Raw genomic sequence first — 24,481 nt, forward strand, 5'->3', positions numbered from 1 at the left:
TTATCAATAGCGGGTCATTAACTATACTTTGCTGTTACACTTCGTCTTTATCACTTTACTCTTAGGTGTTGGCTCTAGCTGCTCAGTAATATTTCCTTTAACCGGGCTGGTAAAGTATGAAATAAATTGGTTTAGCTTGTCGCTAAAAGCCATGGCGCTGTTAAAAAACTCATTGGAATTATTGACAACATTCATTGTTAAAGGTGAATTTTCTAGCGTTAACATAGTCGGGTTTGACAAAATTAAGCCCGTAGAAAAATTATTACGGTATTGAGTGGCTAGTGTGCTAGGTGTTTTTGCCGCGACCTTGATAAAATTGTAGTTATTATAGCTCGAGCTATAGGCATTGCTCACATTTAAATACTGTATTTTAATAGCAGACTTGGCAAGTGCCGGGGATATATTGCTCAATATTACGAAGGTGATAGTAAAACTAACTAATAGTAATTTAACTGATTTCATTGCCTATATCCTTTAGCTTTACCCATATACTGGTTAAGTGTGGTGTTGTTCGCTACCACTATGTCTTTCATTGCTTGAGCTGCAGCTATTATTTAAGATTACTTAGTTGTAACGATTGTAACAGTTGTTACTTTACTGGTTGTTTACTCATTATGCTAGCGAGTTGAGATAAGTTGCTTCTTTCACACGGTAGATGGTAAAGGTCGGTTAAAGAACATTGTTAAAGTAAAATGGCTAATAATTACCTATAAGCTGTCTATTTATTAGCACAGTTTGAAGGGATAAATATTACCAAGTATTTCAAAAAAATCACATTAGTCACAAAAAATCGAAGCGGTTGTTGAACCTAGCCTAACGTTTTGACTTCGCTTAGGTGAGCATGACAACCAACACAGGCGCTATTATGCAATAGCGCCTGTGTTGGTTACTTTTTCCGTTTAGCGCTTGAGCGACTAAGTTTAACTTTAACTATTAGTTAGCGCTGTTGACGCTTCTTTGCTAAGCGATATTGATGCAGTAATGGCTCGGTATAACCATTAGGCTGTTTAGCACCGGAAAATATTAATGCGCAAGCGGCTTTAAAGGCAATGTTATTGCTAAAGTCATCACTCATTGCTTGATAGTTAACATCAGTCGCGTTTTGTTGATCAACAATACGGGCCATTTTCTCTAAACTTGTCTGTACTTGCGCGGTTGTACAAATGTTATGTGTTAGCCAGTTGGCAATGTGTTGACTGGAAATTCTTAAGGTCGCTCTATCTTCCATTAAGCCGACATCATTGATATCCGGTACCTTAGAACAGCCGACACCTTGATCTATCCAGCGTACTACATAGCCTAGAATTCCTTGGCAATTATTGTCTAGCTCTTGGCTTATTTCCGTTGCACTCCAATTGGTATTTTTTGCCAGTGGAATGGTTAATATATCATCAACATCTGCGGCTTTACGTTGACTAAGCTGTGTTTGTACAGCAAATACGTTCACTTTATGGTAATGCAGGGCGTGCAATGTCGCTGCCGTAGGTGAAGGTACCCAAGCCGTATTTGCCCCAGCTTCCACATGATTTATCTTGGTTGCTAACATGTTTGACATTTGATCTGGAATTGGCCACATACCTTTACCAATTTGCGCCTTTTGGCTGAAACCGCAAGCCAGCCCGACATCAACATTGTTATCTTCATAGGCGCTAATCCAAGTCGTTAACTTGATATCGGCTTTTCTTGCCATAGCACCAGCCATCATAGAGGTATGAATTTCATCGCCTGTTCTGTCTAAAAAGCCGGTGTTGATAAATACCACACGATCTTTGGCAGCAAAAATACAGTTCTTCAAATTGACACTGGTACGTCTTTCTTCATCCATAATACCCATTTTTATGGTGTTGCTTGGTAATGACAATGCCTTTTCTACCCGAGAGAATAAGGTATCGGCAAAAGCTACTTCTTCAGGGCCGTGCATTTTTGGCTTAACAATGTAAATTGAACCTTCACTACTGTTACGGTGTTCACCATTACCTTTTAAGTCATGCAAGGCAACTAAAGAGGTGATCATTGCATCGAGTATGCCTTCAGGTACTTCGTTACCTTCGCTATCGATAATGGCATTATTTGTCATCAAGTGACCGACATTACGGACGAACATTAAACTTCGCCCCTTCAGGGTAACGGTGTCGCCATTGAGTGTCTGTACGCTAAAATCAGGGTTCATGGTACGAGTGATGGTTTGACCATTTTTATTTACCGTGGCAGATAACTTACCTGTCATTAATCCCAACCAATTTCGATAAGCTAATACCTTATCCTCGGCATCTACCGCTGCGACTGAATCTTCAAAATCCATAATAGTGGTTAAAGCAGATTCAAGCATGATGTCACTTAACCCAGTAACATCTTGCTGACCACTATTACTTTCATCATTAAATAATAAATTTAAATGTAAGCCATGGTGAGAAAACATTAACGATTGTGGTTTATTGATACTGCCAGTAAAACCAATAAAAGCTGAGGGTACCTTTAAGGCGGTTTGTTGACCATTAGTCAAAGTTACCATCAATTGCTGCTCAGTTAAGTGGTAACTAATCGCTTGCTTATGGCTGCCAGAAACAAGTGGCAGGGCTTGATCTAAACTATCCTTGGCAAAGGCGATAACCTTTTTACCCCGTACTGGGTTATAGGCTTTACTTGGTTTGGCACCATTTTCATCACTGATGACATCGCTACCATAAAGCGCATCATATAGACTTCCCCAGCGTGCATTTACCGCGTTTAAGGCAAAGCGAGCATTCATTATTGGTACCACAAGTTGCGGTCCTGCCATAAGCGCTAATTCACTATCAACATTACAGGTGTTAATACTAAAGTCTGCTACTTGCGGGACAAGGTAATTAATTGTCATTAAAAACTGCTTGTAGTGAGCAAAATCAAAGGGCTTATTGTCTTGATGGTATTTATCTATGCTTGCTTGTAAGGCTTCACGTTTTAATAACAGTTGTTGGTTTTTGGGGCTAAGTTCATTAATTAGTTTGGAAAATTGCTGCCAAAAGTGCTTTGAACTAATGGCCGTGCCAGGTAATGCTTCATATTCAATAAAGTCAAAAAGACATTGGCTTACTGTTAAGTTTTCTATGGTTACTGTTGCTGGCATTATAACTTGACCTTTTCTTCAAAAAAAATATATTAAAAGTGTTAAGAATGTTGGTGTGAAAGTTTCTATTATTAACGTCACTGCTAGCGCAATTACACTGAAATAGCGTTGTAAATAAATATTAATGATAATCCTATGGCTTATTATCACTGCTGGCAATAGTGCTTTAAGCTTATAAATTTATACTAGGTAAGACTATTATGACTACGACTCCATCTAAGTAATTGTTAGTTAATGTTATTTTGTTGTTTTTATTATAGGTTAGGTCGGTAGCATGATATTATTGTACTTTATGATAAAGACCATTCATATGGTGAATGATTCTTGCTGCTGAGTGCTGGTAAACCTTTTTAGTTAAATAGTTGCTGCAGTAAAGGCACTAACCAAGGGCTGATCAGTGCGGTAAGTAAGGCGGATAAAATCAAAGCAACTGAGCTGTATGCGCCATGTTCAGCACTCACCCTAACTAACACCGCGGTACCAATAGCATGACTGGCACTACCTATGGCCAAACCCTGAGCTTTTGCGGAATTTACGCCAATAAAGCTAAGCCAAGCAGGCCCAAGTAAACCGCCAAATAGCCCGGCAAGCAAAATAGCAAAAGTGGTAATGGAGCTATCACCGGATAATTGCTCGGTTAACGTAATACCAATAGGTGTGGTTACTGATTTAAGTGATAATGCTATGGCTATTTCAGGCGCTTTAATAAAGATCATCGCCAGAATAAAGCTGACTGATATCACCACTATAATACCTAAGCTTAAGATAGACATAATCTCCCGCCAATGAAATTTTATCTGTCTGAGCTGTTGATAAAGTGGAAAACCTAGGGCAACAATCGCTGGTTCTAATAGAAGATTAAGAAAATAAGTCGCTTGGCTATATTGCTGATAATTTATATCAACTAAAAGCAGTAGTGGTACTAATAAAATGATGGTAAACAACATAGGGTTTAACCAAATTGATTGCCATTTTTGTTGAAGTTTGACGGCCAATTGATAGGTGGTAACCGTAATTAAGGTGATGGCGATACTTGCCAAAATAGACGTGTTAATTAGCGCACTATCAAGCATTATTTTTACCTGCGGATCTGCTGTCATCATCAGGTTCAGGCATAATAAGAAAGCGTTCACTTAGACAGCCTATGACCGTCAGTAAGAGAAAAGTCGAGCTAAATATAATGGTAATCAAGGCGATGCCGTGTTGTTGTATTAATTGAAAATGATTAATAACACCAACGCCGGCAGGAACAAAACAAACCCCCATATTTCTAATAAGCCACTGATTAGTAACGCTAACCTTTTTCGCACTAAACCAGTTTAGCTGTAAAAAAAAGGCATAAATAACCATACCGTATAAGCTTGCTGGTAGGCCAGACAATAAATAGTTAACAAGCTTTCCTAGCAGTAAACTAATACTGATGGCAAAAAGGGTATAAAGCGCATTTTTCATCGTCAATTATTTATTATTCTCACAAGTTTGTGCTGCAGCAATGACTAATTTTCTAAACCAAATATGGCTGGCATCGTGATGTAATAAGGGACTCCAGATCATTTTTAATTCTATCTCTGGGATATCAAAGGGCGGTTTTAGAATAGTATAGTTACTGTCATTCTTGTGTAACATCGCCGCTTTGGTCGGTAAAGTAGCAATTAAATTATCTTCATAAGCAAATTGCATAGCAACATGGTAATTACGGGTAAAAACTTTAATGTCACGCTTCTTACCTAAGCGGGCTAGCGCTTCATCAACCCAACCAAGCTTTTGCACATCTTTAGGATCCATACCCACGCCAACACCAAAGCCAGTTTTTGAAACCCAGACGTGTTTTGCGCTAAGGTAAGCGTTTAAATTAAATTTATTGACTAATGGGTTGTCAGCGCTTAATAAACAGGAAAAAGAGTCACGCCAAATTGTTTTTTGATGGAAAGATTGTGGCAATTCATCAAAACGGTTAATCGCCATATCAATTTTACCTGCCTCTACATCATGAAAGGTAACATCACTTGGCGTCATAATATCTAAGGTGACATTAGGGGCTACTTCATTTAAAGATCTTAGTAGCGTAGAGAGCAATGTTGAAGCCGCATAATCACTGGCCATGATCCTAAAAACACGTTGACTGTTAAATTCGTTAAATTCTTCCTCGCCTTGCAAAGCTTCTTCTAAATCAAGCAATATCTTACGAATACTTGGGCCTAAAACGCGAGCCCGTTCTGTCGGGACCATGCCATTAGAAGTACGTACTAAAATGGGATCGTTAAATAAAGTTCTGAGCCGTTTTAAGCCATTACTCATCGCCGGTTGGGTAATATTAAGCTGGCTTGCTGCCCGAGTAACATTTTTTTCACGCAATAATACGTCTAAATAAATAAGTAGGTTTAAATCGATTTTAGAAATATTCATGTCGTTAATGGCTCTCTCGATTAATATAAGTCAGGTAGATATAAGCTAAATTCTGAGCTAATTCAATGTGTTTTTACCAATAAAGTGATAAAAAGTGGTTGATAAGTGGCATAAAGACCAAGACTTATTCATTTTGTGAATGATGGTAATCATAAATATATATTTTAAAAATACCCTAAGCATGGGTTATTGTTTTTGTAGTCCGGTATGAAAGCTTATTATTTTAAATTCAGCTTAACGTTTGACCCTTTGATTTAAGGTCTCAATTTGCCAGTTAATCAGCCAATACTAATAACACCTATTTAATCTACAACAAGACTTTTGGAGAATGATATGTCTAACTATCAAAGTGCAATAGAAGCAGTTAAAGCCATTAAAGAGCAAGCAGGTAGCTCTTGGGCCGCCATTAACCCTGAGTCTGCTGCTCGCATGCGTACCCAGAACAGATTCAAAACGGGTCTAGACATCGCTAAATATACGGCAGACATTATGCGCAGTGATATGGACGCTTATGATGCTGATAGTTCTAAGTACACTCAGTCTTTAGGTTGTTGGCACGGTTTTGTTGGTCAACAAAAAATGATTGCTATTAAGAAGCATTTTGATGGTAAAACAGACCGTCGTTATTTATACCTTTCTGGTTGGATGGTCGCGGCACTGCGTAGCGAATTTGGTCCTCTTCCAGATCAATCTATGCACGAAAAAACGTCTGTAGCATCATTGGTTGCCGAGCTTTACACCTTCTTACGTCAAGCCGATGCCCGTGAGTTAGGTGGTCTTTTCCGCGATCTAGACGCGGCAAGTGAAGGCGAAAAAGCTGCCATCCAAGATAAAATTGATAATCACGTTACTCACGTTGTGCCCATTATTGCCGATATCGATGCGGGTTTTGGTAACGCGGAAGCGACTTATCTAATGGCTAAACAAATGATTGAGGCTGGTGCTTGTGCTTTGCAAATCGAAAATCAAGTTGCTGATGAAAAACAATGTGGTCACCAAGACGGTAAAGTAACGGTTCCCCACGCAGATTTTCACTCTAAGATCCGTGCATTACGTTATGCTTTCCTAGAGCTTGGTATCGACAATGGTATCATCGTTGCTCGTACTGATTCTGAAGGTGCGGGTCTGACTAAAGAAATTGCGGTGGTTAAAGAACCGGGCGATCAAGGTGATATATATAACTCATTCCTAGACGTTGAAGAAATTGACGTAGCTGACATGGCAGAAGGTGATGTCTGCTTTAACCGTAACGGCAAGCTTGTGCGCCCTAAGCGTTTACCTTCTGGTTTATACCAATTTCGTCAAGGAACCGGTGAAGAGCGTTGCGTATTTGACAGCATCGAAGCAATTAAAGCGGGTGCTGACTTGCTTTGGATTGAAACGGCCACACCAAATGTCGCTGATATTACGGCAATGATGAACGAAGTTCGTAAAGAAATTCCGAATGCTAAACTGGTTTACAATAACAGCCCATCATTCAACTGGACACTAAACTTCCGTCAGCAAGCCTTTGACGCCATGGTTGCTGCGGGTGAAGATGTCTCAGCATACGTTCGTGCTGATTTAATGAATGTTGAATATGATCAGACTGAATTGTCGGCAACAGCTGATGATAAAATCCGTACTTTCCAAGCGGATACTTCACGTGAAGCGGGTATCTTCCATCACCTAATAACTCTTCCTACTTATCACACCACGGCATTGTCTGTTGATAACTTAGCGAAGGAGTATTTTGGTGAAGCGGGTATGCTGGGTTATGTTAAAGGTGTACAACGTAAAGAAATTCGTCAAGGTATCGCCTGTGTTAAACACCAAAACATGTCAGGCTCTGATATGGGTGATGACCACAAAGAATACTTTGCTGGTGAGAATGCCCTTAAAGCTGGCGGCGCAAAAAACACGTCTAATCAGTTTTAATATTAATTAGCGAATTAATTATTGAATAAAAAAACCAGCCTTGAAGGCTGGTTTTTTATTTTTTACTTATTATTTTTAATAATACAAAAGCAGCTAGCATTGTGGCATTGCTACTTATAGTTAATAAATTAGAAGTTATAAACTAAGGTTACCGAGGTTTCAGTGTTAGTATTTTCAAAACCTTGTTCTACTTCAGTATCGTAATCAACACGAAAAGAAAACTTGAATTGTAAAGATTCCATTAGCTTGGTAGTCAATGAAGTCTCTGATTTATAAATACTATTTTTACCAGACTCCAATGCTTGTTTGGCAACAAAGTATTGTTTGAATTCAACAAAATCATTAATTTGTTTAGTGTATAAAGCTTGGGCTTGCACAATTGCAGCAGTTTCGCTGTATTCTTCCATCGCCAGCTTAGTATCAGTCGCATCAGAAGCGCGAATAACGTCGTATTTTACACCTGGGCCAATATCAGCGAAAAATGAACTAGTTTCAGTTTCCCACCAGTGACGACCCCAACCAAAAGAAGCTGAAGTTTGGTATTGAAAACTACTGAACTTATCTTGTTCATAATAAGCGCTGCCGTAAAGGTAGTTTTTACCGCCTTCTTCTAGCGAATAATTAGACTGACCAAGAATATCCCACTTGTTGTCAGTGCTTTGAAATTCATCTTCTGTTTCAAGTTTCTTAGCAAGGGCATTAAAAGCTAGTGAATTTAACCAACGTCCTGCTTCATGTTTAATGTTTAGGCCGGCTTTGATATCACCACTTTTAGTGTTGCCCGTTTTAAACAACATGCCTAATTCGGCTGAGATAGTAAAAGAAGATTTTTCTTCAGCAACTTCTTCAGCCAGGGCATATTGGCCAGTAAAAGGTAATAACAGCAGAGCTGCAGCAGCTATTTTAGATTTCATGTTCATCCTTAAAAAATGATAATTGATCAGTTAAAATGTTGGAGGGATTAATTTTTCCGCGATCCTATCAAATTTTTAGAGGGCAGCCAACGTGTAAACTTATGTAAATGAAAAATTTTAATAAATTTCACCTTAATTGCCATAACTCAGTTAATTAAATAATATATATCATCATGTTAATTTATTAACCGTATATCACTGATAAATATTGTACCGCCTAACTAGGCTCAAGACCGACACTAATCACGACAAAATTTTTCATGTAATACAGCTAACAAAGCTACAATTTTTGGGCGTTTTTTAATAGCTTTTCTTGCTTAGTGTTCATCAGGATTCCGTGATTATTAGGATCAGTAGTAGGTGTTTTAAACTCACAGTGGTAACCATGGGCTGAGCGCGTCGGCTATGCGGGTTCGAAAAACATGTTATCGACTCTGCAGTGTTCTATGGCCATGTTGATTATCGCCGGCTGTTGGTAAATATTGTCCAGCATTTAAAGCCGGCCAATGGCCAGCAGCAAGGTGCTATTCAATTTTTCGGCCTGCGCTAGGTAAGGTTGCTCGGGCCGCGGTGTTAAGGTGCAACGCTTGATAAAAAGATGAACATTCGCTGGCCTAGACAGCTTTGCTAAAGCCAGCTTGGTATAATATCTTGTTGGATGATTTCTTCATAACTCGGGCGCTTTCTGACTATGGCAAATTCATTACCCTTAACCATCACTTCTGGCGCTAGCATACGGGTATTATAATTTGATGACATAACTGCGCCATAGGCCCCACAGCTCATAATAGCAATTAAATCGCCGGCATTAGACTCATGCACTTGCCTCGCTTTGGCAAAGGTATCGCCCGTTTCACAAACAGGACCAACGACATCATAGGTTTTTAGTGATTTTTTACCCTTATTGACGGCAAAAATTTGATGATAGGCATCATACATACTGGGTCTTATCAAGTCGTTCATACCCGCATCGAGTAGTAAAAATTGTCGTTCTTCACCATCTTTTACAAAAACGACACTGGCTACCAGAATCCCCGCATTGCCCAATAGCGAGCGACCCGGCTCGATAATTATTTTGCAATTAAGTTGGCCAAGTTGGGCGTTGACTATATCGGCATAGGCTTGCTTGCTGGGAATGACTTCATCACGGTAGGTAATGCCTAAGCCACCACCAACATCAATCACGCTAATGTCATGACCATCGGATCGAAGTGCACTAACCAGTTCGGCAATACGTTGGTAAGCTTCGGCAAAAGGAGCCAAGCTGGTTAATTGCGAGCCAATGTGTACATCCACACCTTGAACTTTTATGCCGGGTAACGCTGCCGCTTTTTTATAGGCCAATCGTGCCTTGGAAATGGGAATACCAAACTTATTCTCAGCCTTTCCGGTGGAAATTTTTTCATGCGTTTGCGCACAAACATCAGGGTTAATACGAAAAGCAATCGCTGCTGTGGTATTAAGTGAGCTGGCAACTTTCGATATCAACGCTAGCTCAGGCTCAGACTCAACATTAAATTGTAAAATACCTAAGGATAACGCGTAGTGGATTTCATCTTGGGTTTTAGCCACCCCCGAATAAACAATTTTATTTGGGGGGATGCCAGCAGCAATGGCGCGACGAATTTCTCCCATTGAGACTACATCGGCGCCTGAGCCCAATTTTGCTAAAGTGGCAAGTACCGCTTGGTTGCTATTCGCTTTTACCGCATAACAAATCAAAGCGTCTTGGTCGCTAAATGCCTGTTGATAATCTTGAAAACTTGCTTCAATGGCCGCGCTTGAATAGCAATAAAAAGGTGTTTGAACCTGCTTGGCAATATCACTAATAGCAATATTTTCAACATACATTTCATCATTTTTGTGTGGGAAGTAGCTAACTGGTGTCATAGGGTAATCATGGGTCTTGAGCAAAGATAATGTAGCTCAATTTATGCTAACTGGTGGCACTATTCAAGGGCTAAGTGTAATAAGGTCTGGGTAAAAAGTTATAGCTCATAACTGGTATCGAATGGGCTAGGTGTTTACTTAACCTGAACTCTGGATAATGTGTGCTTGATGGTTAAGTAAAAACAACAACTTACGATTATTAAGAATAAAATTTACAAAATCAGTCGCGATATATGTTATCAATGTTTCAATTTATTCGATTATCAAGGCAAAACGTTTATGAATAACGGGTTATTTATCGACGTTTTAACGCTGATAATCAGATAAAGGGGAATATTGAGCAAGTGCTGCTTATCCATAGTTCAGGTAACTTAACTTCTTTTGAGCGATTCAGCAGGGACTTAGAGGGGGAACGTGGTGGTAAATGTTATGGCTCTAGCCACTGTTTTACTTGTTAAAACAGTGGCTAGATCGGCATTTTTAGCTTAGCTGTGCCAGAGCCGACTGTAATTCATCAAGTAGGTCCAAATTAGTAATTTCTTGTTTGTCACTATCAAAATTATCAAAGAAACTTGGAATGGATAAACTCGCTTTTACATCCGCGGCAAAATAAGGTGCTGAGGCTGTCGCTGCTGCTAATACCGTTTTAGCGCCTCCTGGGCCAGGAGAGGTTGCCAATAAAACCATAGGTTTATTTTGAAATAACTTCATGTCGATGCGAGAGGTCCAGTCAAATAAGTTTTTATAAGCTGCGGTATAAGAGCCATTGTGCTCAGCAAAAGAAATGATAATAGCATCGGCTTGGCCTAATTTAGCGTAAAAAGCTTTGGCGGCCTCGGGTTGACCTAATTCATCTTCTCTATCTTGACTGAATAAAGGCATTTCATAATCGTTAATATCTAATATTTCTACCGTGGCATTAGGTACCAGAGAAGCGGCATACGTTGCTAATTGTTTGTTGATTGACTTTGAGCTGCTGCTGGCTGCGAAGGCTAATAATTTCATAATGAGGTGTCCTTTTAACGATTTATAATGTTTAATTTTAAGCCTTAGTTCACTGGTAAATAAGTGACTAACCCTTTGGCTTAAACTCAAGATGTGAGTAGTATACAGCTATAACCGAACGTAATTAATACCCTTAAATGATAAAAACTATTTCCATATGACTCATAATCACGATTCCAAGCTATTCGATGGCATGGTTATCTTTACCCAAGTCGTTGACTGTGGCAGTTTTTCTGGCGCAGCGATAGCGACCGGGCACTCAAACTCCTACATTAGTAAAACACTCAATAAACTTGAAACACGTGTGGGTGTACGGTTATTAAATCGCACTACTCGCTCTATCAGTTTGACCCCAGAAGGACAAGTTTACTATGAGCAATGTCAGCAGTTGGTCTTTGATGCTCATGATGCGGTGTCTTTATTAAAGCAAAGTCATATTGAACCTAAATGTGTACTTAAAGTGAGTTGTCCAACTTCCTTTGCGCAAAGCCATTTACAAGAGGTGGTGTCAGCGTTTATGCACCAATACCCGCAAGTAAATCTGGAATTAGACTTAAATGATCGACATGTTGATCTAGTTCAAGATGGCTTTGACTTAGTCATTAGAGCAACAGAGCAGTTGGCTGAATCAAGTTTGGTTTGCCGTAAAATATATAGCTGTAAAGGCTATACCGTGGCATCGCCGGTTTACCTTAAACGCTTTGGTGTGCCTACAACGGTAGCGCAACTCAGTGAACACCAGTGCATTTGTTATAGTAATTTAAAGCAAGCTAATAAATGGAGCTATAACCATAACAATGGCACACATAGCCAAGTTGCAGTGAAAGCTAAGTTATTATGCAACAGCGCTAGTATGGAGTTGGCTATGGTTCTTGCAGGTCATGGTATTTGCCGCTTACCTGAATTTGTTATGGAAGAAGCCCTGCAACAGCAACAATTAGTTATCTTACTTAATGATTATATTCCTCCCACTATTGATGTTTATGCAATTTATCCCAGTAGAAAACACTTATCACCTAAAGTACGTTGTTTTATTGATTTACTGGTTGAAAAAATGCCTAAGGTTGCGCTTTAACGATATTTTAAAAAATTTTATAGCACAACCTTTGCATGATATTTTTAAAGAGTGCTCAGCTATATTCAACAGATGATTGCATGCACTGTTTTAGTAAAGTACAAAACTCATTAAGCTCACGGTCAAGGGCGGTTTCAGGCAGAAACAAATGGTAACCAAAGGCTTTATGTAACACGGTACTGTGGTGAAGAAATGCGGCTAAGGGGCCGACGATTGACTCTCCTGAAGATAATTGAAAAGGCTCGAAATTAAGCTGGCCTTGCTCCAGGCTAATACACTGTTGTTGAATAGCAAAGGCTAATAATGGCCTTTGTTCATGAATCAGGCGATTGGCTAAGCGCGGCGAAATTTGCTTGGCCAGAGTCGATAAATGTTTTAGACGAATACCAATATAGGGTAACTGTACTTGTATAAAGCCTAAGCTTTCATTCATTAAAGCAATGCGCTGTATCTGTTGCCAGTTAACTTGCCAGTGGCCATAGCTATGCTGATATCTGATGCCTTGAGGATTAAGGCATAAACTATATTTTGGTTGCAGGTACTTAGCTAATCCCGTGATAAAAATGACCAATGAGGTAAGGTAGATAAAAATCAATACCAGCTGATATTGTCGCCAATAGCCTTGGCTAAAGACTAAGGTGATAATAAATAGCATCAGCGCTGTTAACATTAAAAACATGGCATGGTGATTACTTTGCGCTTTAATCTTTATAACAGGTAATTTACTTGTCATTAGCCACACCTCTCACACCTAGGAGCTTACCTGAGCAAAATTATTTTTAAGTTACCGACAGGTTTTCTTAATTGTCTTATTGAGTTTTTTCTTTTGAGCCGTTAGTTGCGCTTCACTTTTAAAGCTACGCTGACCATCAGGTGACATCATATAAATTCGACCGCCTTGACTAATGATTGCTAGCTGGCTTTTTAGTTGCTTGCAATAGCCTTTATTTTTTTTAGCTAACGTGGCCTCTTTTTGTGCTCGTTCAGCTTTCGCTTGCTTAGTCTCATTATAGTCTTGTTGCCACTGACTGTCTTTGCTGACTACATCAGCAATATTATGATTTTCTTTGAGCGTTATGGTGGTGATTTTTTCACCATCTATGGGCTTATCACTGAAGTGAACTTTGCCGTATTTATCGGTCCAGGTATAAATTTCAGCGGTTAAATTAAATGATAAAGTGCTGGCTGCTAGTAGTAAAATCGTGCCTAATAGTCTTAACATATTGATAAAATCCTTTTTAATGCTCTTTAAATCGTTATGCAAAAGCATGAGTTCTCATTCAATATAAACCATAACATAGCTTGATCAGTATATGGCAGTTTGCAGTGAATAGTTTTATCACTTAAGGAAAACAAGGACGGTTAACAATGAAAATGTTATTGGCATTAATGTTACTTGTTGCTGGTCTTAATATGGGCCAAGCAGGGCAAATGTATAAATACCAAGATGCTAAAGGCAATTGGGTTTTCAGTGATAAGCCGCCAGAAAAAGAACAAAGCTTTGAAACGCTAAGCTATACTCAAGCCAAAAAACCAAGCAGTAAAATTGAGCTCTATTATGTTAAAAATAGTGAAGGTTTTACCCTCCATGGCAAAAATAATTTTTATACAGCAATTGAAATCGGCTTTACCTCACCCGTGACCCAAAAAGAGATTCGAAAAGTGATCCCCGCACGCGATAGTATTGCTTTATTTCACAGTGATAAAAATACTAGCAAGGTACAGTATCGTTGGGCACTGGGTGACCCCCGCAGTGTGGCTGATAATTATCCATACCATGCGCCTTTTTTTTCACCTAAGGGGCATAGGATCAGCCAAGCCTTTAATGGCAGCTTTTCTCATACCGATGATTATAATAAATATGCAGTAGATATCGCTATGGATGTGGGTACTTACTTAACTGCTGTGCGAGCAGGTACAGTCGTTTGGGTGAAAGATGATTATCATATGAGTGGCACTACTCGCTACTTCCGCGATAAAGCTAATGTCATTAAAGTATTGCATGATGATGGTACTTTTTCATCGTATGCACATATCTTGATGGCTACTGCTTTGGTTAAGGAGGGAGATAAAGTGGCCGTTGGCGATAGGCTGGCACGTTCAGGGTCATCAGGGTTTTCTACCGGCCCACATCTACATTTTTCTATTATTAAAAATGCTGGGTTAAAAAATATTGCCATACCCTTTAAGTTTATTGATAAAAAGGGCAGAGCATTTACCCCCAAAAGAGCAATGATTATGCTCGGAGCCAGTAAACCCTAATGTGCTCTTTGCCATTACTCGCCATATTGCTGTGCAAAATAACTTTCAATAATAAGTCGGGCCGACTCAGCATCAATATTATCCTTTTTAAGGTTCTTAAAGCCACCACGAGCAAATAGCTGCTCTTTAGCATCGGCGGTGGTTAAGCGCTCATCTTGAAATTCCACATTTATACCAAAACGGCCCTGGATTCGCTTGCCAAACTTCTTAGCATCGAGAGTCAATTGCTGCTCACTACCATCCATATTAAGGGGTAAACCAACGACAATAACGTCAGGCTGCCACTCGGTCAGGTATTTAGCTAAATTGTGCCAATGTGGCATACCGTCGGTCGCTTTTATAGAGCCAAGAGGCGTGGCACTACCGGTCATTTCTTGGCCGACGGCAACGCCAATATACTTTTTACCAAAATCAAAGCCTATAACGGTACGTTGGCCAATAGGCGCTTTAGTTTTAGTCGACATTTTTTTCCTTGGGTGCAATCAGTAATTAAGGGAGCCATAGTTCAGGTCACAGTATTTTTGCTAAGAATATTTTAAGCAATAGCGTTGATTTAAGCGTGGCCAATATCTGAGGATAAGTGAGCGAGATCGATTCCCAGTATTTCAGTGGCTTTTTTCCAACGTTGCTCTATCGGCGTATTAAAAAGAATTTCACTATCTGCGGGCGCGGTTAACCACGAGTTGGCTTGCAGCTCTTGTTCAAGTTGACCGGGTCCCCAACTAGCATAACCAAGTGTTACCATAAATTGCTCTGGTTCTTTTTCAGTGCCCAAAGCCATAAGGATATCTTTTGAGGTGGTGATCATTAACTCTTTACTCAAGGTCAATGAACTACTCCAACCCGTTTGTGAGCTATGTAAAACAAAACCACGGTGTTGGGCAAGGGGGCCACCTGATAGTACTAATTGCTTTAAGCTATTCTTGCTATCAGTTACCGCCGTGGTCTGAGTACTATCACTGTTATCAGGCAAGTCACAACTGTCGTTTTTGGCCGCTTCTACTGGCTCTATTTGCTTAAGTAAATCCGATAAGGTGATATTTACCGGCAAGTTGATGATCAAGCCCATAGCACCACCTTTATTGTGTTCACAAATGTAAGTTACAGTCTTCTGAAAATAGGGATCAGCAAGGGTGGGCATGGCAATCAACAATTGATTTTCTAAACTCATCATTGATGGCGACTCACCTTGCTGCTGCGAACGGGTTAACTTTGTTTTAAATGCTGTTTTTTGTGGTTTGTCCATACAGTTTAGCTCTTATTTATTGATGTTATCTTCAATGGCATCCATTAACTTGCCGCTAATATTTATTGGATAAGCCGCTTCAATTTCACGAATACACGTTGGGCTAGTCACATTAATTTCCGTGATTTTATCACCAATAACATCAAGGCCAACAAATAATAAACCACGCCTTTTCAGTTCAGGGGCAATGGCATCAGCAATAGCCTTGTCGCTAACACTTAATGGTTGAGCAACGCCACGTCCGCCTACAGCCAAATTACCACGAGTTTCACCTTTAGCCGGTATACGCGCTAAACAATAAGGCATAGGCTCGCCATTAACAATAAGAATACGTTTATCACCGTCGGCAATGGCTGGCAAAAACTCTTGGACCATGGCATATTGCTCGCCATGGTTGGTTAAGGTTTCGATAATGACGCCAATATTCACGTCATCAGCTTTTATGCGGAATATTGACGCACCACCCATGCCATCAAGGGGTTTAATAATGATGTCTTTTTGTGTTTGGTGAAATTCGCGAATTTTTTTACTGCTACGCGTGACTAACGTTTTAGGGGTATAATCACTAAACCACGCGGTAAATAGTTTTTCATTACAGTCACGTAAACTTTGTGGTTTATTGACAATAAGTGTGCCTTCAACTTCAGCTCGTTCTAGCATGTAGGTTGCATAAATAAATTCAGTATCAAACGGTGGATCCTTACGCATTAATACTACATCTAATTCACTTACCGCGATATCTTGAGGGTCAGACAATTCATACCAATGTTCACTATCATCAAAGACTTTTATTCTGTGTGTCGTCGCTCGACATTGACCTTGTTCAAGGTATAAATCCTTCATTTCCATGTAGTACAGTTCATAACCACGTTTTTGGGCTTCAAACATCATCGCCATGGTTGAATCTTTGGCCACATTCACTTGTGATATAGGGTCCATAACCACGCCAAGTTTAATTGCTTGAGATTTTTTTTGTGTTGTTGTCATTATCTTTCCTGTTCAGTGTTAAGGTTAACCTTGCCTTTATCCTACGTTATTGATTTCGATAAGGGAACAACCCTATACGCCATCAATGTTTGCTTTCATGGCGCTTATCATTCTTCTGAATCTGCCTTGTTAAGTGGCTTGGTTATAGTCATAATTCGTGTATTTATTTAAGATCGCCAAACTTACATTGTAAGGCGGTAATTGCTGTTAAGGCAGCGGTTTCAGTGCGTAATACTCTTGGTCCCAGCAAAACATCAATAAAACCACTGTCATTGGCTTGCCTTATCTCTTCATCACTTAAACCACCTTCTGGACCTATTAACAAGCGAACGCGAGTGTTTTTCATGGGTAAACTCATGATGGAGTGTTGCGCTTTTGGCTGTAAATTAATTTTCAAAGCACTGGTTTGCTGTGTTAACCAATCCGCTAAAAATATTGGCTCAGCAACAATGGGCACATGGGTTCGACCGCTTTGTTCACAGGCACTAATGACAATCTTTTGCCATTGTTGACGCTTTTTCTCCAGACGTTCAGCGTTTAACTTTACCCCACAACGATTGGTAAATAAGGGCGTAATGGTATTCACACCCAGTTCAACGGATTTTTGTAAGGTAAAGTCCATTCTATCGCCACGCGAAATACCCTGGCCTAAATGAATGTTTAGTGGCGACTCACTGTTATTTTCTTGCTGGGCGATTACTTTCACTTGAGCTGATTTTTTGCTGACATTACACAATGTTGCCGTGTATTGAAACGGCTCTTCGCCATTAAATAGTGTGATGGTATCACCATCTTTTAGGCGTAAAACTCGCACTACATGAGTAAACGCGTCATCCGATAAAGTTACAGTTTCGTTTAGAGTAAATTGGCTTGCTTGATAAATTCTAGGGTTTCGCATAAGGAGTACTGTCTTTTTTTCGCTATTTTAGTCGTGTTGATGCAATATAAAATATGGGCGCTTAGGTTAAAAAGCAATGTGAGATTGAATAAAACTTTTTATTTTATCGGTTTCAATTGACTCGTTAGCCGATAACTTGTGCCTAACTTGAATTCTGACGCCTGATAAGACGATACTGAAGTCAGCACAAAAGGTGCCAGTAAATTTCACTGGTTAGTTCATTTTCGTGACGGTAGTTCCTCAGTTTAATTCATATTTTTTCTGGCCCACACGCGATAGGCAATGACTACCAAGCAAATACTGAAATAGCATGGGCTAAAAATGCCAAGGTGTTATTTAAAGCTTAGGGCAAAGGTTTAGGTGAAAATTAGATGCCGCTAGCTAGTCTTTATGACTAAAACATAAATGACTACAGCATAAACAAAAAATCCGGTACACCTAAAGGTATACCGGCTTTTTTATGTACAGGATGTACGGTAGCTAACGGAGACCGGATGTCTAGGAGTTAGCACAATACATAATTTCTATTTGCTCACTCGCAGAAAATAGTATCTTGGAGCTAACTGACGTTATAAACCCGCAGCTTTGCGTAAATCGTCTGCTTTATCGGTTTTTTCCCAGCTAAAAGCGGTGAAAGTATCATTACCGACAGTCATTTCATAGGGCTCACGACCAAAATGACCGTATGCCGCCGTTTGCTGATACATAGGGTGTAATAAATCTAACATTTTAGTAATGCCGTATGGACGTAAGTCAAAGTGTTCACGGACTATCTCGACCAATTTTTCTTCAGATATTTTACCGGTACCAAAAGTATCGATTGAAATAGATGTCGGCTCGGCAACACCAATAGCATAAGAAATTTGAATCTCACAGCGATCGGCTAGGCCAGCGGCAACAATGTTTTTAGCGACATAACGACCCGCATAAGCAGCACTACGATCAACTTTTGAAGGATCTTTACCCGAGAAAGCCCCACCACCGTGACGTGCCATGCCGCCATAAGTATCAACAATAATCTTACGACCGGTTAAACCACAATCACCTACTGGGCCGCCAATAACAAAACGACCTGTTGGATTGATATGATATTTGGTTTCAGGTGTAAGTAACTCAGCAGGTAATACGTGCTTGATGATATTTTCCATAACCGCACTGACTAAATCTTCTTGTTTAATGTCAGGGTTATGCTGGGTAGAAAGTACCACGGTATCAATAGCGATTGGTTTATTATCTTCGTAGATAAAAGTCACTTGTGATTTAGCGTCTGGACGTAACCAAGGTAAAATACCTGATTTACGCGCTTCAGCTTGGCGTTCAACTAAACGATGTGCATAGTATATGGGGGCAGGCATTAACGTGGGTGTTTCATTGGTTGCATAACCAAACATTAAACCTTGGTCACCAGCACCTTGATCTTCTGGCTTACTGCGATCAACACCTTGAGCTATTTCAGGTGATTGCTGACCAATCAAATTCATGATGCCACAGGTTGCGCCATCAAAACCAACATCTGACGAGGTATAGCCTATTGCACTAATGACATTTCGGGTTATTTTTTCTAAATCAACCCAAGCATTAGTCGATACTTCACCCGATATAATAGCAACACCGGTTTTTACCATAGTCTCACACGCCACACGGGCATATTTATCTTTGGCAATAATGGCATCTAAAACCGCATCAGAGATTTGATCGGCAATTTTATCAGGATGGCCTTCAGAAACAGACTCGGAAGTAAAAAGGTATCTAGACATAAGTCCTCAGAAAAATTTGAGTTATACAAAATAATGCGGCGATTCTACACCTGTTGAAAACAACTATCTAGCTTTTTTTACGCCTAGACGGCTAAACGGCTAAAATCATTTAAAAAATTATTACCCGCTGTTAATTATTCTGGGTTATTTGCCTCTAGGTAAAGCCTTGTTCGGGTGATTTTTATTCATTCAATGGCTGTAAAGTCAATGGTGCTTGCCATAGTTGGCTGAATATTTGTTCTTGCTGTTTAGTCGCCAGCGAGCTAAAAAATTGAGTCTGCCCTTGTTGTTTTTTACTAGCAGTTAAATTATTTTCAGCCAATTTTTTCATTAACTGCTGGGTAACAGGAGCGGCAGTTTCAATAATGCTAACTTGCTGACCGGCAATAACGCTTATTTGTTGTTGTACAAAAGGGTAGTGGGTACAGCCCAATACTAGGGTATCAATACCTTGCTTAACTAAGGGCTCGATATATTGTCTTAATAAGGCATTACAGGCGGGGCTGCGTTGTTTCCCTTGCTCAATAAACTCGACCAGTCCAGGGCAGGGCTGAATGAAAACTTGAGCACCATTATGGTGTAGGTCAATCAAGTCTTTAAAACGTTGATTTTCACTGGTTGCTTGTGTTGCTAATATGGCAATTTTTTTACTGATACTTTGCTTTGCTGCGGGTTTAATTGCTGGCTCAACACCAATGATTGGAATATTTACTTGTGCTCTTAGTTGCTCTATAGCATTAACTGTGGCGGTATTACAGGCAATGACTAGGGCTTTAACACCCTTAGCAAGGAGTAATTTTGCCATGCTATTAACGCGCTGGATAATAAAATCGACCGACTTTTCGCCATAAGGGGCATGGCGGCTATCGGCAAGATAAATAATATTTTCATGGGGAAGTTGCTGAGCTATACACTTGGCAATGGAAAGTCCACCGACACCCGAATCAAATACACCAATCGCGGCTGAGTTGTCAGTTGTTTTTTGCTTCATTTATTGCTTGCTCTTATGCTTGGCTTTTTTAATTAGTGGCTTGATTATGTTTTTTGCCTAGTGATGGTCTTTGCTCAATTACATAAATTAGCTTGTTCTGGGCAAATTGTATTGCTTTTATCAGCAAAAAATCAATACAAATTAATGTAGAAATGATTACATTCTTCATTTATCTATCACCCGTGGTAGTTAGTCAGTAAAATCGTTTACATTCTACCTTGTAACTTCAATCGCTTGGCGACTCTTTGGTGATAAATATGGGCTATTAACGGTCTAATTAATGGCAGGGATATAAAATAGGCCAGTGGCTTGAGCAGCCATATTCGCATCATTAAAACAATATAAGCGTCTAATTCCGATAAAATGGTCATGTCCGCAAGTTGGATATGCAGCTCTGTCAGCGCTTTAAAGGGATTTATACCTAAGGTTTTTAAATATTCATCTTGGCCCGTGATATCTAGCCACTTTACCTGCTTACCACCTTGACCCGCAAAGCGCTCATAGAAACGCCTATCCTTAATGCATTGCGGGCAAGCACCATCGAAAAATACGGTAATACACTTTTGCTTATTAGTCATAACAAGCTCAACTGTTTTTGCTGTTAAGATACTTTTATTGTAGCATTATTGTTTGCTTTGCTTTGCTTTGCGTTGTAGCGAGGAGTGCGGAAATATTGTTGATATGTGATTGTTCTGAAAAGAGAGGAGGTTGCTTCCATTAGTTACATTAGCGCGCAGGGAATTTAGTCCTGAACACCGTGTGCTTTGCTAGAGTCGTGCGGAAATATGATTGATATTTTCTTTAACAATAGAGGATAGATTGCTTCCATCAGTAACATTAGCGCCGCAGGGAATTTAGTCCTGAACACCGTGTGCTTTGCTAGAGTCGTGCGGAAATATGATTGATATTTTCTTTAACAATAGAGGATAGGTTGCTTCCAAGGTGCCGCAGGGAATTTAGTCCTGAACACCGTGTGCTTTCCTAGAGTCGTGCGGAAATATGATTGATATTTTCTTTAAAAATAGAGGATAGGTTGCTTCCAAGGTGCCGCAGGGAATTTAGTCCTGACTACCGTGTGCTTTCCTAGAGTCGTGCGGAAATATGATTGATATTTTCTTTAAAAATAGAGGATAGGTTGCTTCCAAGGTGCCGCAGCTAACTTTAGTCCTGAACACCGTGTGTTCAGGGCGGAAGTATCATGCTAACCGTAGGCTTCCCGATACGAGCCGGGCTTGCACAATAGCTAATAGTCAATTTCCTAAGGTAAAACTTATCGGCTCAGGGACATAGTTCGCACACAAACACCCCAGAAGACAAAACCAGTATAGCGAAAAAAATATCATCCAATAAGCTTTTTTTGTAATTTTTAACTGAATGTTGAGTAAGTATTCGTTTTGCTTTATTTTTAGGCTTTAACTGTGGCAAAAGGAGTTGTCGGTGTAAATCATAAATTAAGAAAGGGTAAAAAGAGTAAGCGATTAATACTTAGGCTATTTTTATATTCTTTGGAGCAATGGCTTGTTCTATGGTTGTTTGCAATAAAGCTATTTTATTTTGGTTTTCTTGTTGCTCTACCTTTAATTGCTGTTGAGCTTTCAATAAATCATTGGCTAAATTTAACGCAGTCATTAATAACTTCTGCTCGGGTGTGCAGATCGTTTTGCTCGCACCCGCTTTGCTTAAACGGTTAGTTAATTCTTGAGCCGCAGATAATAAGGCGCTTTCTTGCCCTATTGGACAAGCTACTTTCAGCTTGCGCTCAACAATGTTGATTTCTACTGTTCGTTGCGCCATTGACAAGAAATTCCAAGAGTTATTAATAATAATAGCCATAAGTGGAGTGTTTTTAAGCTATTATTTTTATAATAACGATGCTAAGCCTGCTATGCAAGTATTTAGCGTCTATTATCGGATTTTTCTGTTATTTTCCTTTTCTGTCATTTTCCCCAGTGATACCATTACTGACCATAACTCCCCGTAATTATAGAAAGTAAATCATGACCCAAGCAAACTCAAATAACGATGACAACAATAACTTAATGGATTTTCCCAGTATACAAGCCATTTTAACTAGCGAAGATGTAAGATCACATGCCAGTGAAATTCATGGTGTATTAACCGGCTTAGTTTGTGCAGGTTTTGAATTTGAAAATCAAGGCTATATGGTTATGCTTAATGATTTATTTAATGACGGTGATGGCTTTCCAACAGCCGTTAAAATAGCCCTTAAGCAAATGTATAATGAATTGTGGACTAGCATATTAGATGACACCTATAGCTTTAATTTATTATTACCTGATGACGATGATACTATGGCCGAACGTGGTCATGCTTTGAGTATGTGGGTACAAGGCTTTAATTTAGGTTTTGGTTTAGAGCAAAAAGATAGTCCGGTTGTTTCTGCTGAAGTTAAAGAAGTACTGACAGATTTTAGTGAAATTGCTAACTTATCTGATGAAATGGACGAAGATGAAGATACTGAACAAGCGTATTTTGAAATCAGTGAGTATGTCCGAATTTCAGCTATATTGTGTTTCAGCGAGTTAGCGACACCACCAAACCAAGAAAGTAACGGAACTAAGAAAAAAATAATTCACTAATTTTTTATGACCCTTAGCACAGCAATAAATAGGCGCGAGTAATTACATGAGCACTTCACCGTTAAGTAAATCAGCCATTAGCCAGTTACCTTTGACTGACTTTGCTCAGCATCGTGCCGCATTGATGGCGCAAATACCAAATAATTCAATCGCTTTATTTCCTGCGGCCAGTGAACTTACGCGCAGTAACGATACCGAATATGCTTTTTGCCAAAATAAAAACTTTTTATACCTAACCGGTTTTAATGAACCCGATGGTTTATTAGTATTGCTTAAAGATGAACTGGGTAAAGCCGAGTCTATTTTATTTTCATTAGCGAAAGAGCCTTTACATGAAATTTGGCAAGGGCGACGCATTGGCCAAGTCAAAGCGGTGCAAGACTATGGTGTTGATGAAAGTTTTGTCGTCGCTGAAATTGATAACCTATTACCTGATTATCTTGATGGCAAAAGCCAAGTGCTTTTTGGTTTTAGTGACCATAACTTTGCTGCGCAAGTGTTTACTTGGTTAAAGCAAGTAAAGAGCAGTATTCGTCAAGGGGCCAAAACGCCACAGCATCTAACCGATACTGACCCTATTATTGCTGAGCTACGTTTAATTAAAAGCGATAATGAATTGGCCTTAATGCGCCAAGCCAATCATATCTCAGGGTTAGCACATCAACGCGCCATGCAAAAATGCCAAGTGGGTAAATTTGAATATCAACTTGAAGCGGAAATCCTCCATGAATTTGCCCGCCATGGTGCTAGGCATCCAGCCTATGCTAGTATTGTCGCGGGCGGTGATAACGCTAATATTCTTCATTACACCGATAACAACGCGGTATTAAAAAATAATGAGTTATTACTGATTGATGCTGGCGCCGAATTAGCCGGTTATGCTGCCGATATTACCCGAACTTTCCCGGTTAATGGTAAGTTTACCACGGAGCAAAAATCCATCTATCAACTGGTACTTGATGCAAAAAATCTTGCGATTAACGCCATTAAACCCGGTATGTCTTTTGCCAAGTTAAACGTACTAACCAATGCCTTTTTAACGCAAGGTTTACTTGATTTAGGCATACTGAACGGTGATTTAACCGAGCTTATTAATGACAAGAAAATAAAGGAATACTTCATTCATGGTCTAGGTCATTGGTTAGGCTTAGATGTTCATGATGTTGGTGACTATCATATCAATAGTGATAGAGAGCAGCTGCGTTTATTTGAACCAGGTATGGTGATGACCATTGAACCGGGCATTTATATCCCCCTTAGTGATTTAGCTGTGGCAGAAAAGTGGCGTGGCATCGGTGTGCGTATTGAAGATAATATTGCCGTGACAGCACAGGGCTTTGAGAATTTAACGGCTAACTCACCACAAACCGTTGCAGATATTGAAGACTTGATGATAAAAACGCTAAAGTAATGGCTTGATTGTTGAA

23 protein-coding genes and 1 other RNA gene are annotated in these 24,481 nt (G+C 39.6%); 5 read left to right on the plus strand and 19 right to left on the minus strand.

Annotated features, from left to right (window positions below; all coding sequences use genetic code 11):
• Positions 1-21: 21 nt before the first annotated feature.
• The 5 genes from ASU03_RS04710 to ASU03_RS04730 all read right to left on the minus strand — a co-directional run bounded on the left by ASU03_RS04710 (position 22) and on the right by ASU03_RS04730 (position 5,512).
• Positions 22-462, minus strand: a complete 441-nt coding sequence (locus ASU03_RS04710; protein WP_057830703.1) for a hypothetical protein — start codon at positions 460-462, stop codon at positions 22-24.
• A gap of 475 nt (positions 463-937) precedes the next feature.
• Positions 938-3,106, minus strand: a complete 2,169-nt coding sequence (locus ASU03_RS04715; RefSeq protein ID WP_057830704.1) for a malate synthase G — start codon at positions 3,104-3,106, stop codon at positions 938-940.
• A gap of 350 nt (positions 3,107-3,456) precedes the next feature.
• Complete coding sequence (locus ASU03_RS04720) at positions 3,457-4,209, minus strand: LrgB family protein (protein WP_231731487.1); 753 nt, start codon at positions 4,207-4,209, stop codon at positions 3,457-3,459.
• On the minus strand, positions 4,172-4,558 hold the full coding sequence (locus ASU03_RS04725) for a CidA/LrgA family protein (protein ID WP_057830706.1): 387 nt from the start codon (positions 4,556-4,558) through the stop codon (positions 4,172-4,174). Before ASU03_RS04725 ends, ASU03_RS04720 begins: the two co-directional genes overlap by 38 nt.
• A 6-nt stretch (positions 4,559-4,564) precedes the next feature.
• Positions 4,565-5,512 (minus strand): LysR family transcriptional regulator, encoded by a 948-nt coding sequence (locus ASU03_RS04730; protein WP_057830707.1) that lies wholly within the window; start codon positions 5,510-5,512, stop codon positions 4,565-4,567.
• Between the two features lie 333 nt (positions 5,513-5,845).
• On the opposite strand from ASU03_RS04730, the gene ASU03_RS04735 reads away from it, so the two are divergent.
• Positions 5,846-7,429, plus strand: coding sequence for an isocitrate lyase (locus ASU03_RS04735; RefSeq protein WP_057830708.1), 1,584 nt, complete (start codon positions 5,846-5,848; stop codon positions 7,427-7,429).
• A 128-nt stretch (positions 7,430-7,557) separates the two neighbouring features.
• Here the strand turns inward: ASU03_RS04735 and ASU03_RS04740 are convergent, their stop codons facing one another.
• The 3 genes from ASU03_RS04740 to ASU03_RS04750 all read right to left on the minus strand — a co-directional run bounded on the left by ASU03_RS04740 (position 7,558) and on the right by ASU03_RS04750 (position 11,238).
• A complete protein-coding gene (locus ASU03_RS04740) occupies positions 7,558-8,343 on the minus strand; it encodes a DUF481 domain-containing protein (protein ID WP_057830709.1) in 786 nt (261 codons plus the stop codon).
• A 627-nt stretch (positions 8,344-8,970) separates the two neighbouring features.
• Positions 8,971-10,233, minus strand: a complete 1,263-nt coding sequence (gene lysA / locus ASU03_RS04745) for a diaminopimelate decarboxylase (RefSeq protein ID WP_057830710.1) — start codon at positions 10,231-10,233, stop codon at positions 8,971-8,973.
• A 480-nt stretch (positions 10,234-10,713) separates the two neighbouring features.
• Positions 10,714-11,238 (minus strand): NADPH-dependent FMN reductase, encoded by a 525-nt coding sequence (locus ASU03_RS04750; RefSeq protein ID WP_057830711.1) that lies wholly within the window; start codon positions 11,236-11,238, stop codon positions 10,714-10,716.
• 157 nt (positions 11,239-11,395) lie between these two features.
• Here ASU03_RS04750 and ASU03_RS04755 point away from each other — a divergent pair, with 157 nt between their 5' ends.
• The gene (locus ASU03_RS04755; protein WP_057830712.1) at positions 11,396-12,313 is read left to right on the plus strand and encodes a LysR family transcriptional regulator; all 918 of its coding nucleotides are present in this window, start codon (positions 11,396-11,398) and stop codon (positions 12,311-12,313) included.
• 55 nt (positions 12,314-12,368) lie between these two features.
• Here the strand turns inward: ASU03_RS04755 and ASU03_RS04760 are convergent, their stop codons facing one another.
• Both ASU03_RS04760 and ASU03_RS04765 read right to left on the minus strand, forming a co-directional pair.
• Positions 12,369-13,046, minus strand: a complete 678-nt coding sequence (locus tag ASU03_RS04760; protein ID WP_057830713.1) for a DUF2982 domain-containing protein — start codon at positions 13,044-13,046, stop codon at positions 12,369-12,371.
• 51 nt (positions 13,047-13,097) lie between these two features.
• Complete coding sequence (locus tag ASU03_RS04765) at positions 13,098-13,535, minus strand: DUF4124 domain-containing protein (RefSeq protein WP_057830714.1); 438 nt, start codon at positions 13,533-13,535, stop codon at positions 13,098-13,100.
• 146 nt (positions 13,536-13,681) lie between these two features.
• Between ASU03_RS04765 and ASU03_RS04770 the strand changes: the two genes are divergently transcribed.
• Complete coding sequence (locus ASU03_RS04770) at positions 13,682-14,575, plus strand: peptidoglycan DD-metalloendopeptidase family protein (RefSeq protein WP_057830715.1); 894 nt, start codon at positions 13,682-13,684, stop codon at positions 14,573-14,575.
• A 14-nt stretch (positions 14,576-14,589) separates the two neighbouring features.
• Here ASU03_RS04770 and ruvX read toward each other — a convergent pair whose 3' ends face one another.
• The 9 genes from ruvX to ASU03_RS04810 all read right to left on the minus strand — a co-directional run bounded on the left by ruvX (position 14,590) and on the right by ASU03_RS04810 (position 22,287).
• The gene (gene ruvX / locus ASU03_RS04775; RefSeq protein WP_057830716.1) at positions 14,590-15,039 is read right to left on the minus strand and encodes a Holliday junction resolvase RuvX; all 450 of its coding nucleotides are present in this window, start codon (positions 15,037-15,039) and stop codon (positions 14,590-14,592) included.
• A gap of 89 nt (positions 15,040-15,128) precedes the next feature.
• Entirely contained in the window at positions 15,129-15,749 is a 621-nt protein-coding gene (locus ASU03_RS04780) for a YqgE/AlgH family protein (RefSeq protein ID WP_057831000.1), read from the minus strand.
• Between the two features lie 84 nt (positions 15,750-15,833).
• Positions 15,834-16,808, minus strand: coding sequence for a glutathione synthase (gene gshB, locus ASU03_RS04785; protein WP_057830717.1), 975 nt, complete (start codon positions 16,806-16,808; stop codon positions 15,834-15,836).
• Between the two features lie 163 nt (positions 16,809-16,971).
• Positions 16,972-17,706, minus strand: coding sequence for a 16S rRNA (uracil(1498)-N(3))-methyltransferase (gene rsmE / locus ASU03_RS04790; RefSeq protein ID WP_057830718.1), 735 nt, complete (start codon positions 17,704-17,706; stop codon positions 16,972-16,974).
• Between the two features lie 569 nt (positions 17,707-18,275).
• Positions 18,276-19,463, minus strand: coding sequence for a methionine adenosyltransferase (metK, locus tag ASU03_RS04795; protein WP_057830719.1), 1,188 nt, complete (start codon positions 19,461-19,463; stop codon positions 18,276-18,278).
• A gap of 181 nt (positions 19,464-19,644) precedes the next feature.
• Entirely contained in the window at positions 19,645-20,454 is an 810-nt protein-coding gene (gene murI, locus ASU03_RS04800; protein ID WP_057830720.1) for a glutamate racemase, read from the minus strand.
• Positions 20,455-20,660: 206 nt separating this feature from the next.
• Positions 20,661-21,032 (minus strand): thiol-disulfide oxidoreductase DCC family protein, encoded by a 372-nt coding sequence (locus ASU03_RS04805; protein WP_057830721.1) that lies wholly within the window; start codon positions 21,030-21,032, stop codon positions 20,661-20,663.
• Between the two features lie 556 nt (positions 21,033-21,588).
• A non-coding RNA gene (gene ssrS, locus ASU03_RS19720) (6S RNA) lies at positions 21,589-21,770 on the minus strand.
• A 169-nt stretch (positions 21,771-21,939) separates the two neighbouring features.
• Entirely contained in the window at positions 21,940-22,287 is a 348-nt protein-coding gene (locus ASU03_RS04810) for a cell division protein ZapA (protein ID WP_231731488.1), read from the minus strand.
• Positions 22,288-22,451: 164 nt separating this feature from the next.
• Between ASU03_RS04810 and ASU03_RS04815 the strand changes: the two genes are divergently transcribed.
• Both ASU03_RS04815 and pepP read left to right on the plus strand, forming a co-directional pair.
• The gene (locus tag ASU03_RS04815) at positions 22,452-23,054 is read left to right on the plus strand and encodes a UPF0149 family protein (RefSeq protein WP_057830723.1); all 603 of its coding nucleotides are present in this window, start codon (positions 22,452-22,454) and stop codon (positions 23,052-23,054) included.
• Positions 23,055-23,100: 46 nt separating this feature from the next.
• Positions 23,101-24,465 (plus strand): Xaa-Pro aminopeptidase, encoded by a 1,365-nt coding sequence (gene pepP / locus ASU03_RS04820; protein ID WP_057830724.1) that lies wholly within the window; start codon positions 23,101-23,103, stop codon positions 24,463-24,465.
• Positions 24,466-24,481: the final 16 nt, after the last annotated feature.

Source organism: Colwellia sp. TT2012, from assembly GCF_001440345.1.
Lineage (GTDB): Bacteria > Pseudomonadota > Gammaproteobacteria > Enterobacterales > Alteromonadaceae > Colwellia.

What these genes read in the sequence shown, in the direction of transcription:
- ASU03_RS04710 (WP_057830703.1), bottom strand. Translation starts at nt 462, where the DNA reads ATGAAATCAGTTAAATTACTATTAGTTAGTTTTACTATCACCTTCGTA.
- ASU03_RS04715 (WP_057830704.1), bottom strand. Translation starts at nt 3,106, where the DNA reads ATGCCAGCAACAGTAACCATAGAAAACTTAACAGTAAGCCAATGTCTT.
- ASU03_RS04720 (WP_231731487.1), bottom strand. Translation starts at nt 4,209, where the DNA reads ATGATGACAGCAGATCCGCAGGTAAAAATAATGCTTGATAGTGCGCTA.
- ASU03_RS04725 (WP_057830706.1), bottom strand. Translation starts at nt 4,558, where the DNA reads ATGAAAAATGCGCTTTATACCCTTTTTGCCATCAGTATTAGTTTACTG.
- ASU03_RS04730 (WP_057830707.1), bottom strand. Translation starts at nt 5,512, where the DNA reads ATGAATATTTCTAAAATCGATTTAAACCTACTTATTTATTTAGACGTA.
- ASU03_RS04735 (WP_057830708.1), top strand. Translation starts at nt 5,846, where the DNA reads ATGTCTAACTATCAAAGTGCAATAGAAGCAGTTAAAGCCATTAAAGAG.
- ASU03_RS04740 (WP_057830709.1), bottom strand. Translation starts at nt 8,343, where the DNA reads ATGAAATCTAAAATAGCTGCTGCAGCTCTGCTGTTATTACCTTTTACT.
- lysA (WP_057830710.1), bottom strand. Translation starts at nt 10,233, where the DNA reads ATGACACCAGTTAGCTACTTCCCACACAAAAATGATGAAATGTATGTT.
- ASU03_RS04750 (WP_057830711.1), bottom strand. Translation starts at nt 11,238, where the DNA reads ATGAAATTATTAGCCTTCGCAGCCAGCAGCAGCTCAAAGTCAATCAAC.
- ASU03_RS04755 (WP_057830712.1), top strand. Translation starts at nt 11,396, where the DNA reads ATGACTCATAATCACGATTCCAAGCTATTCGATGGCATGGTTATCTTT.
- ASU03_RS04760 (WP_057830713.1), bottom strand. Translation starts at nt 13,046, where the DNA reads ATGACAAGTAAATTACCTGTTATAAAGATTAAAGCGCAAAGTAATCAC.
- ASU03_RS04765 (WP_057830714.1), bottom strand. Translation starts at nt 13,535, where the DNA reads ATGTTAAGACTATTAGGCACGATTTTACTACTAGCAGCCAGCACTTTA.
- ASU03_RS04770 (WP_057830715.1), top strand. Translation starts at nt 13,682, where the DNA reads ATGAAAATGTTATTGGCATTAATGTTACTTGTTGCTGGTCTTAATATG.
- ruvX (WP_057830716.1), bottom strand. Translation starts at nt 15,039, where the DNA reads ATGTCGACTAAAACTAAAGCGCCTATTGGCCAACGTACCGTTATAGGC.
- ASU03_RS04780 (WP_057831000.1), bottom strand. Translation starts at nt 15,749, where the DNA reads ATGATGAGTTTAGAAAATCAATTGTTGATTGCCATGCCCACCCTTGCT.
- gshB (WP_057830717.1), bottom strand. Translation starts at nt 16,808, where the DNA reads ATGACAACAACACAAAAAAAATCTCAAGCAATTAAACTTGGCGTGGTT.
- rsmE (WP_057830718.1), bottom strand. Translation starts at nt 17,706, where the DNA reads ATGCGAAACCCTAGAATTTATCAAGCAAGCCAATTTACTCTAAACGAA.
- metK (WP_057830719.1), bottom strand. Translation starts at nt 19,463, where the DNA reads ATGTCTAGATACCTTTTTACTTCCGAGTCTGTTTCTGAAGGCCATCCT.
- murI (WP_057830720.1), bottom strand. Translation starts at nt 20,454, where the DNA reads ATGAAGCAAAAAACAACTGACAACTCAGCCGCGATTGGTGTATTTGAT.
- ASU03_RS04805 (WP_057830721.1), bottom strand. Translation starts at nt 21,032, where the DNA reads ATGACTAATAAGCAAAAGTGTATTACCGTATTTTTCGATGGTGCTTGC.
- ASU03_RS04810 (WP_231731488.1), bottom strand. Translation starts at nt 22,287, where the DNA reads ATGGCTATTATTATTAATAACTCTTGGAATTTCTTGTCAATGGCGCAA.
- ASU03_RS04815 (WP_057830723.1), top strand. Translation starts at nt 22,452, where the DNA reads ATGACCCAAGCAAACTCAAATAACGATGACAACAATAACTTAATGGAT.
- pepP (WP_057830724.1), top strand. Translation starts at nt 23,101, where the DNA reads ATGAGCACTTCACCGTTAAGTAAATCAGCCATTAGCCAGTTACCTTTG.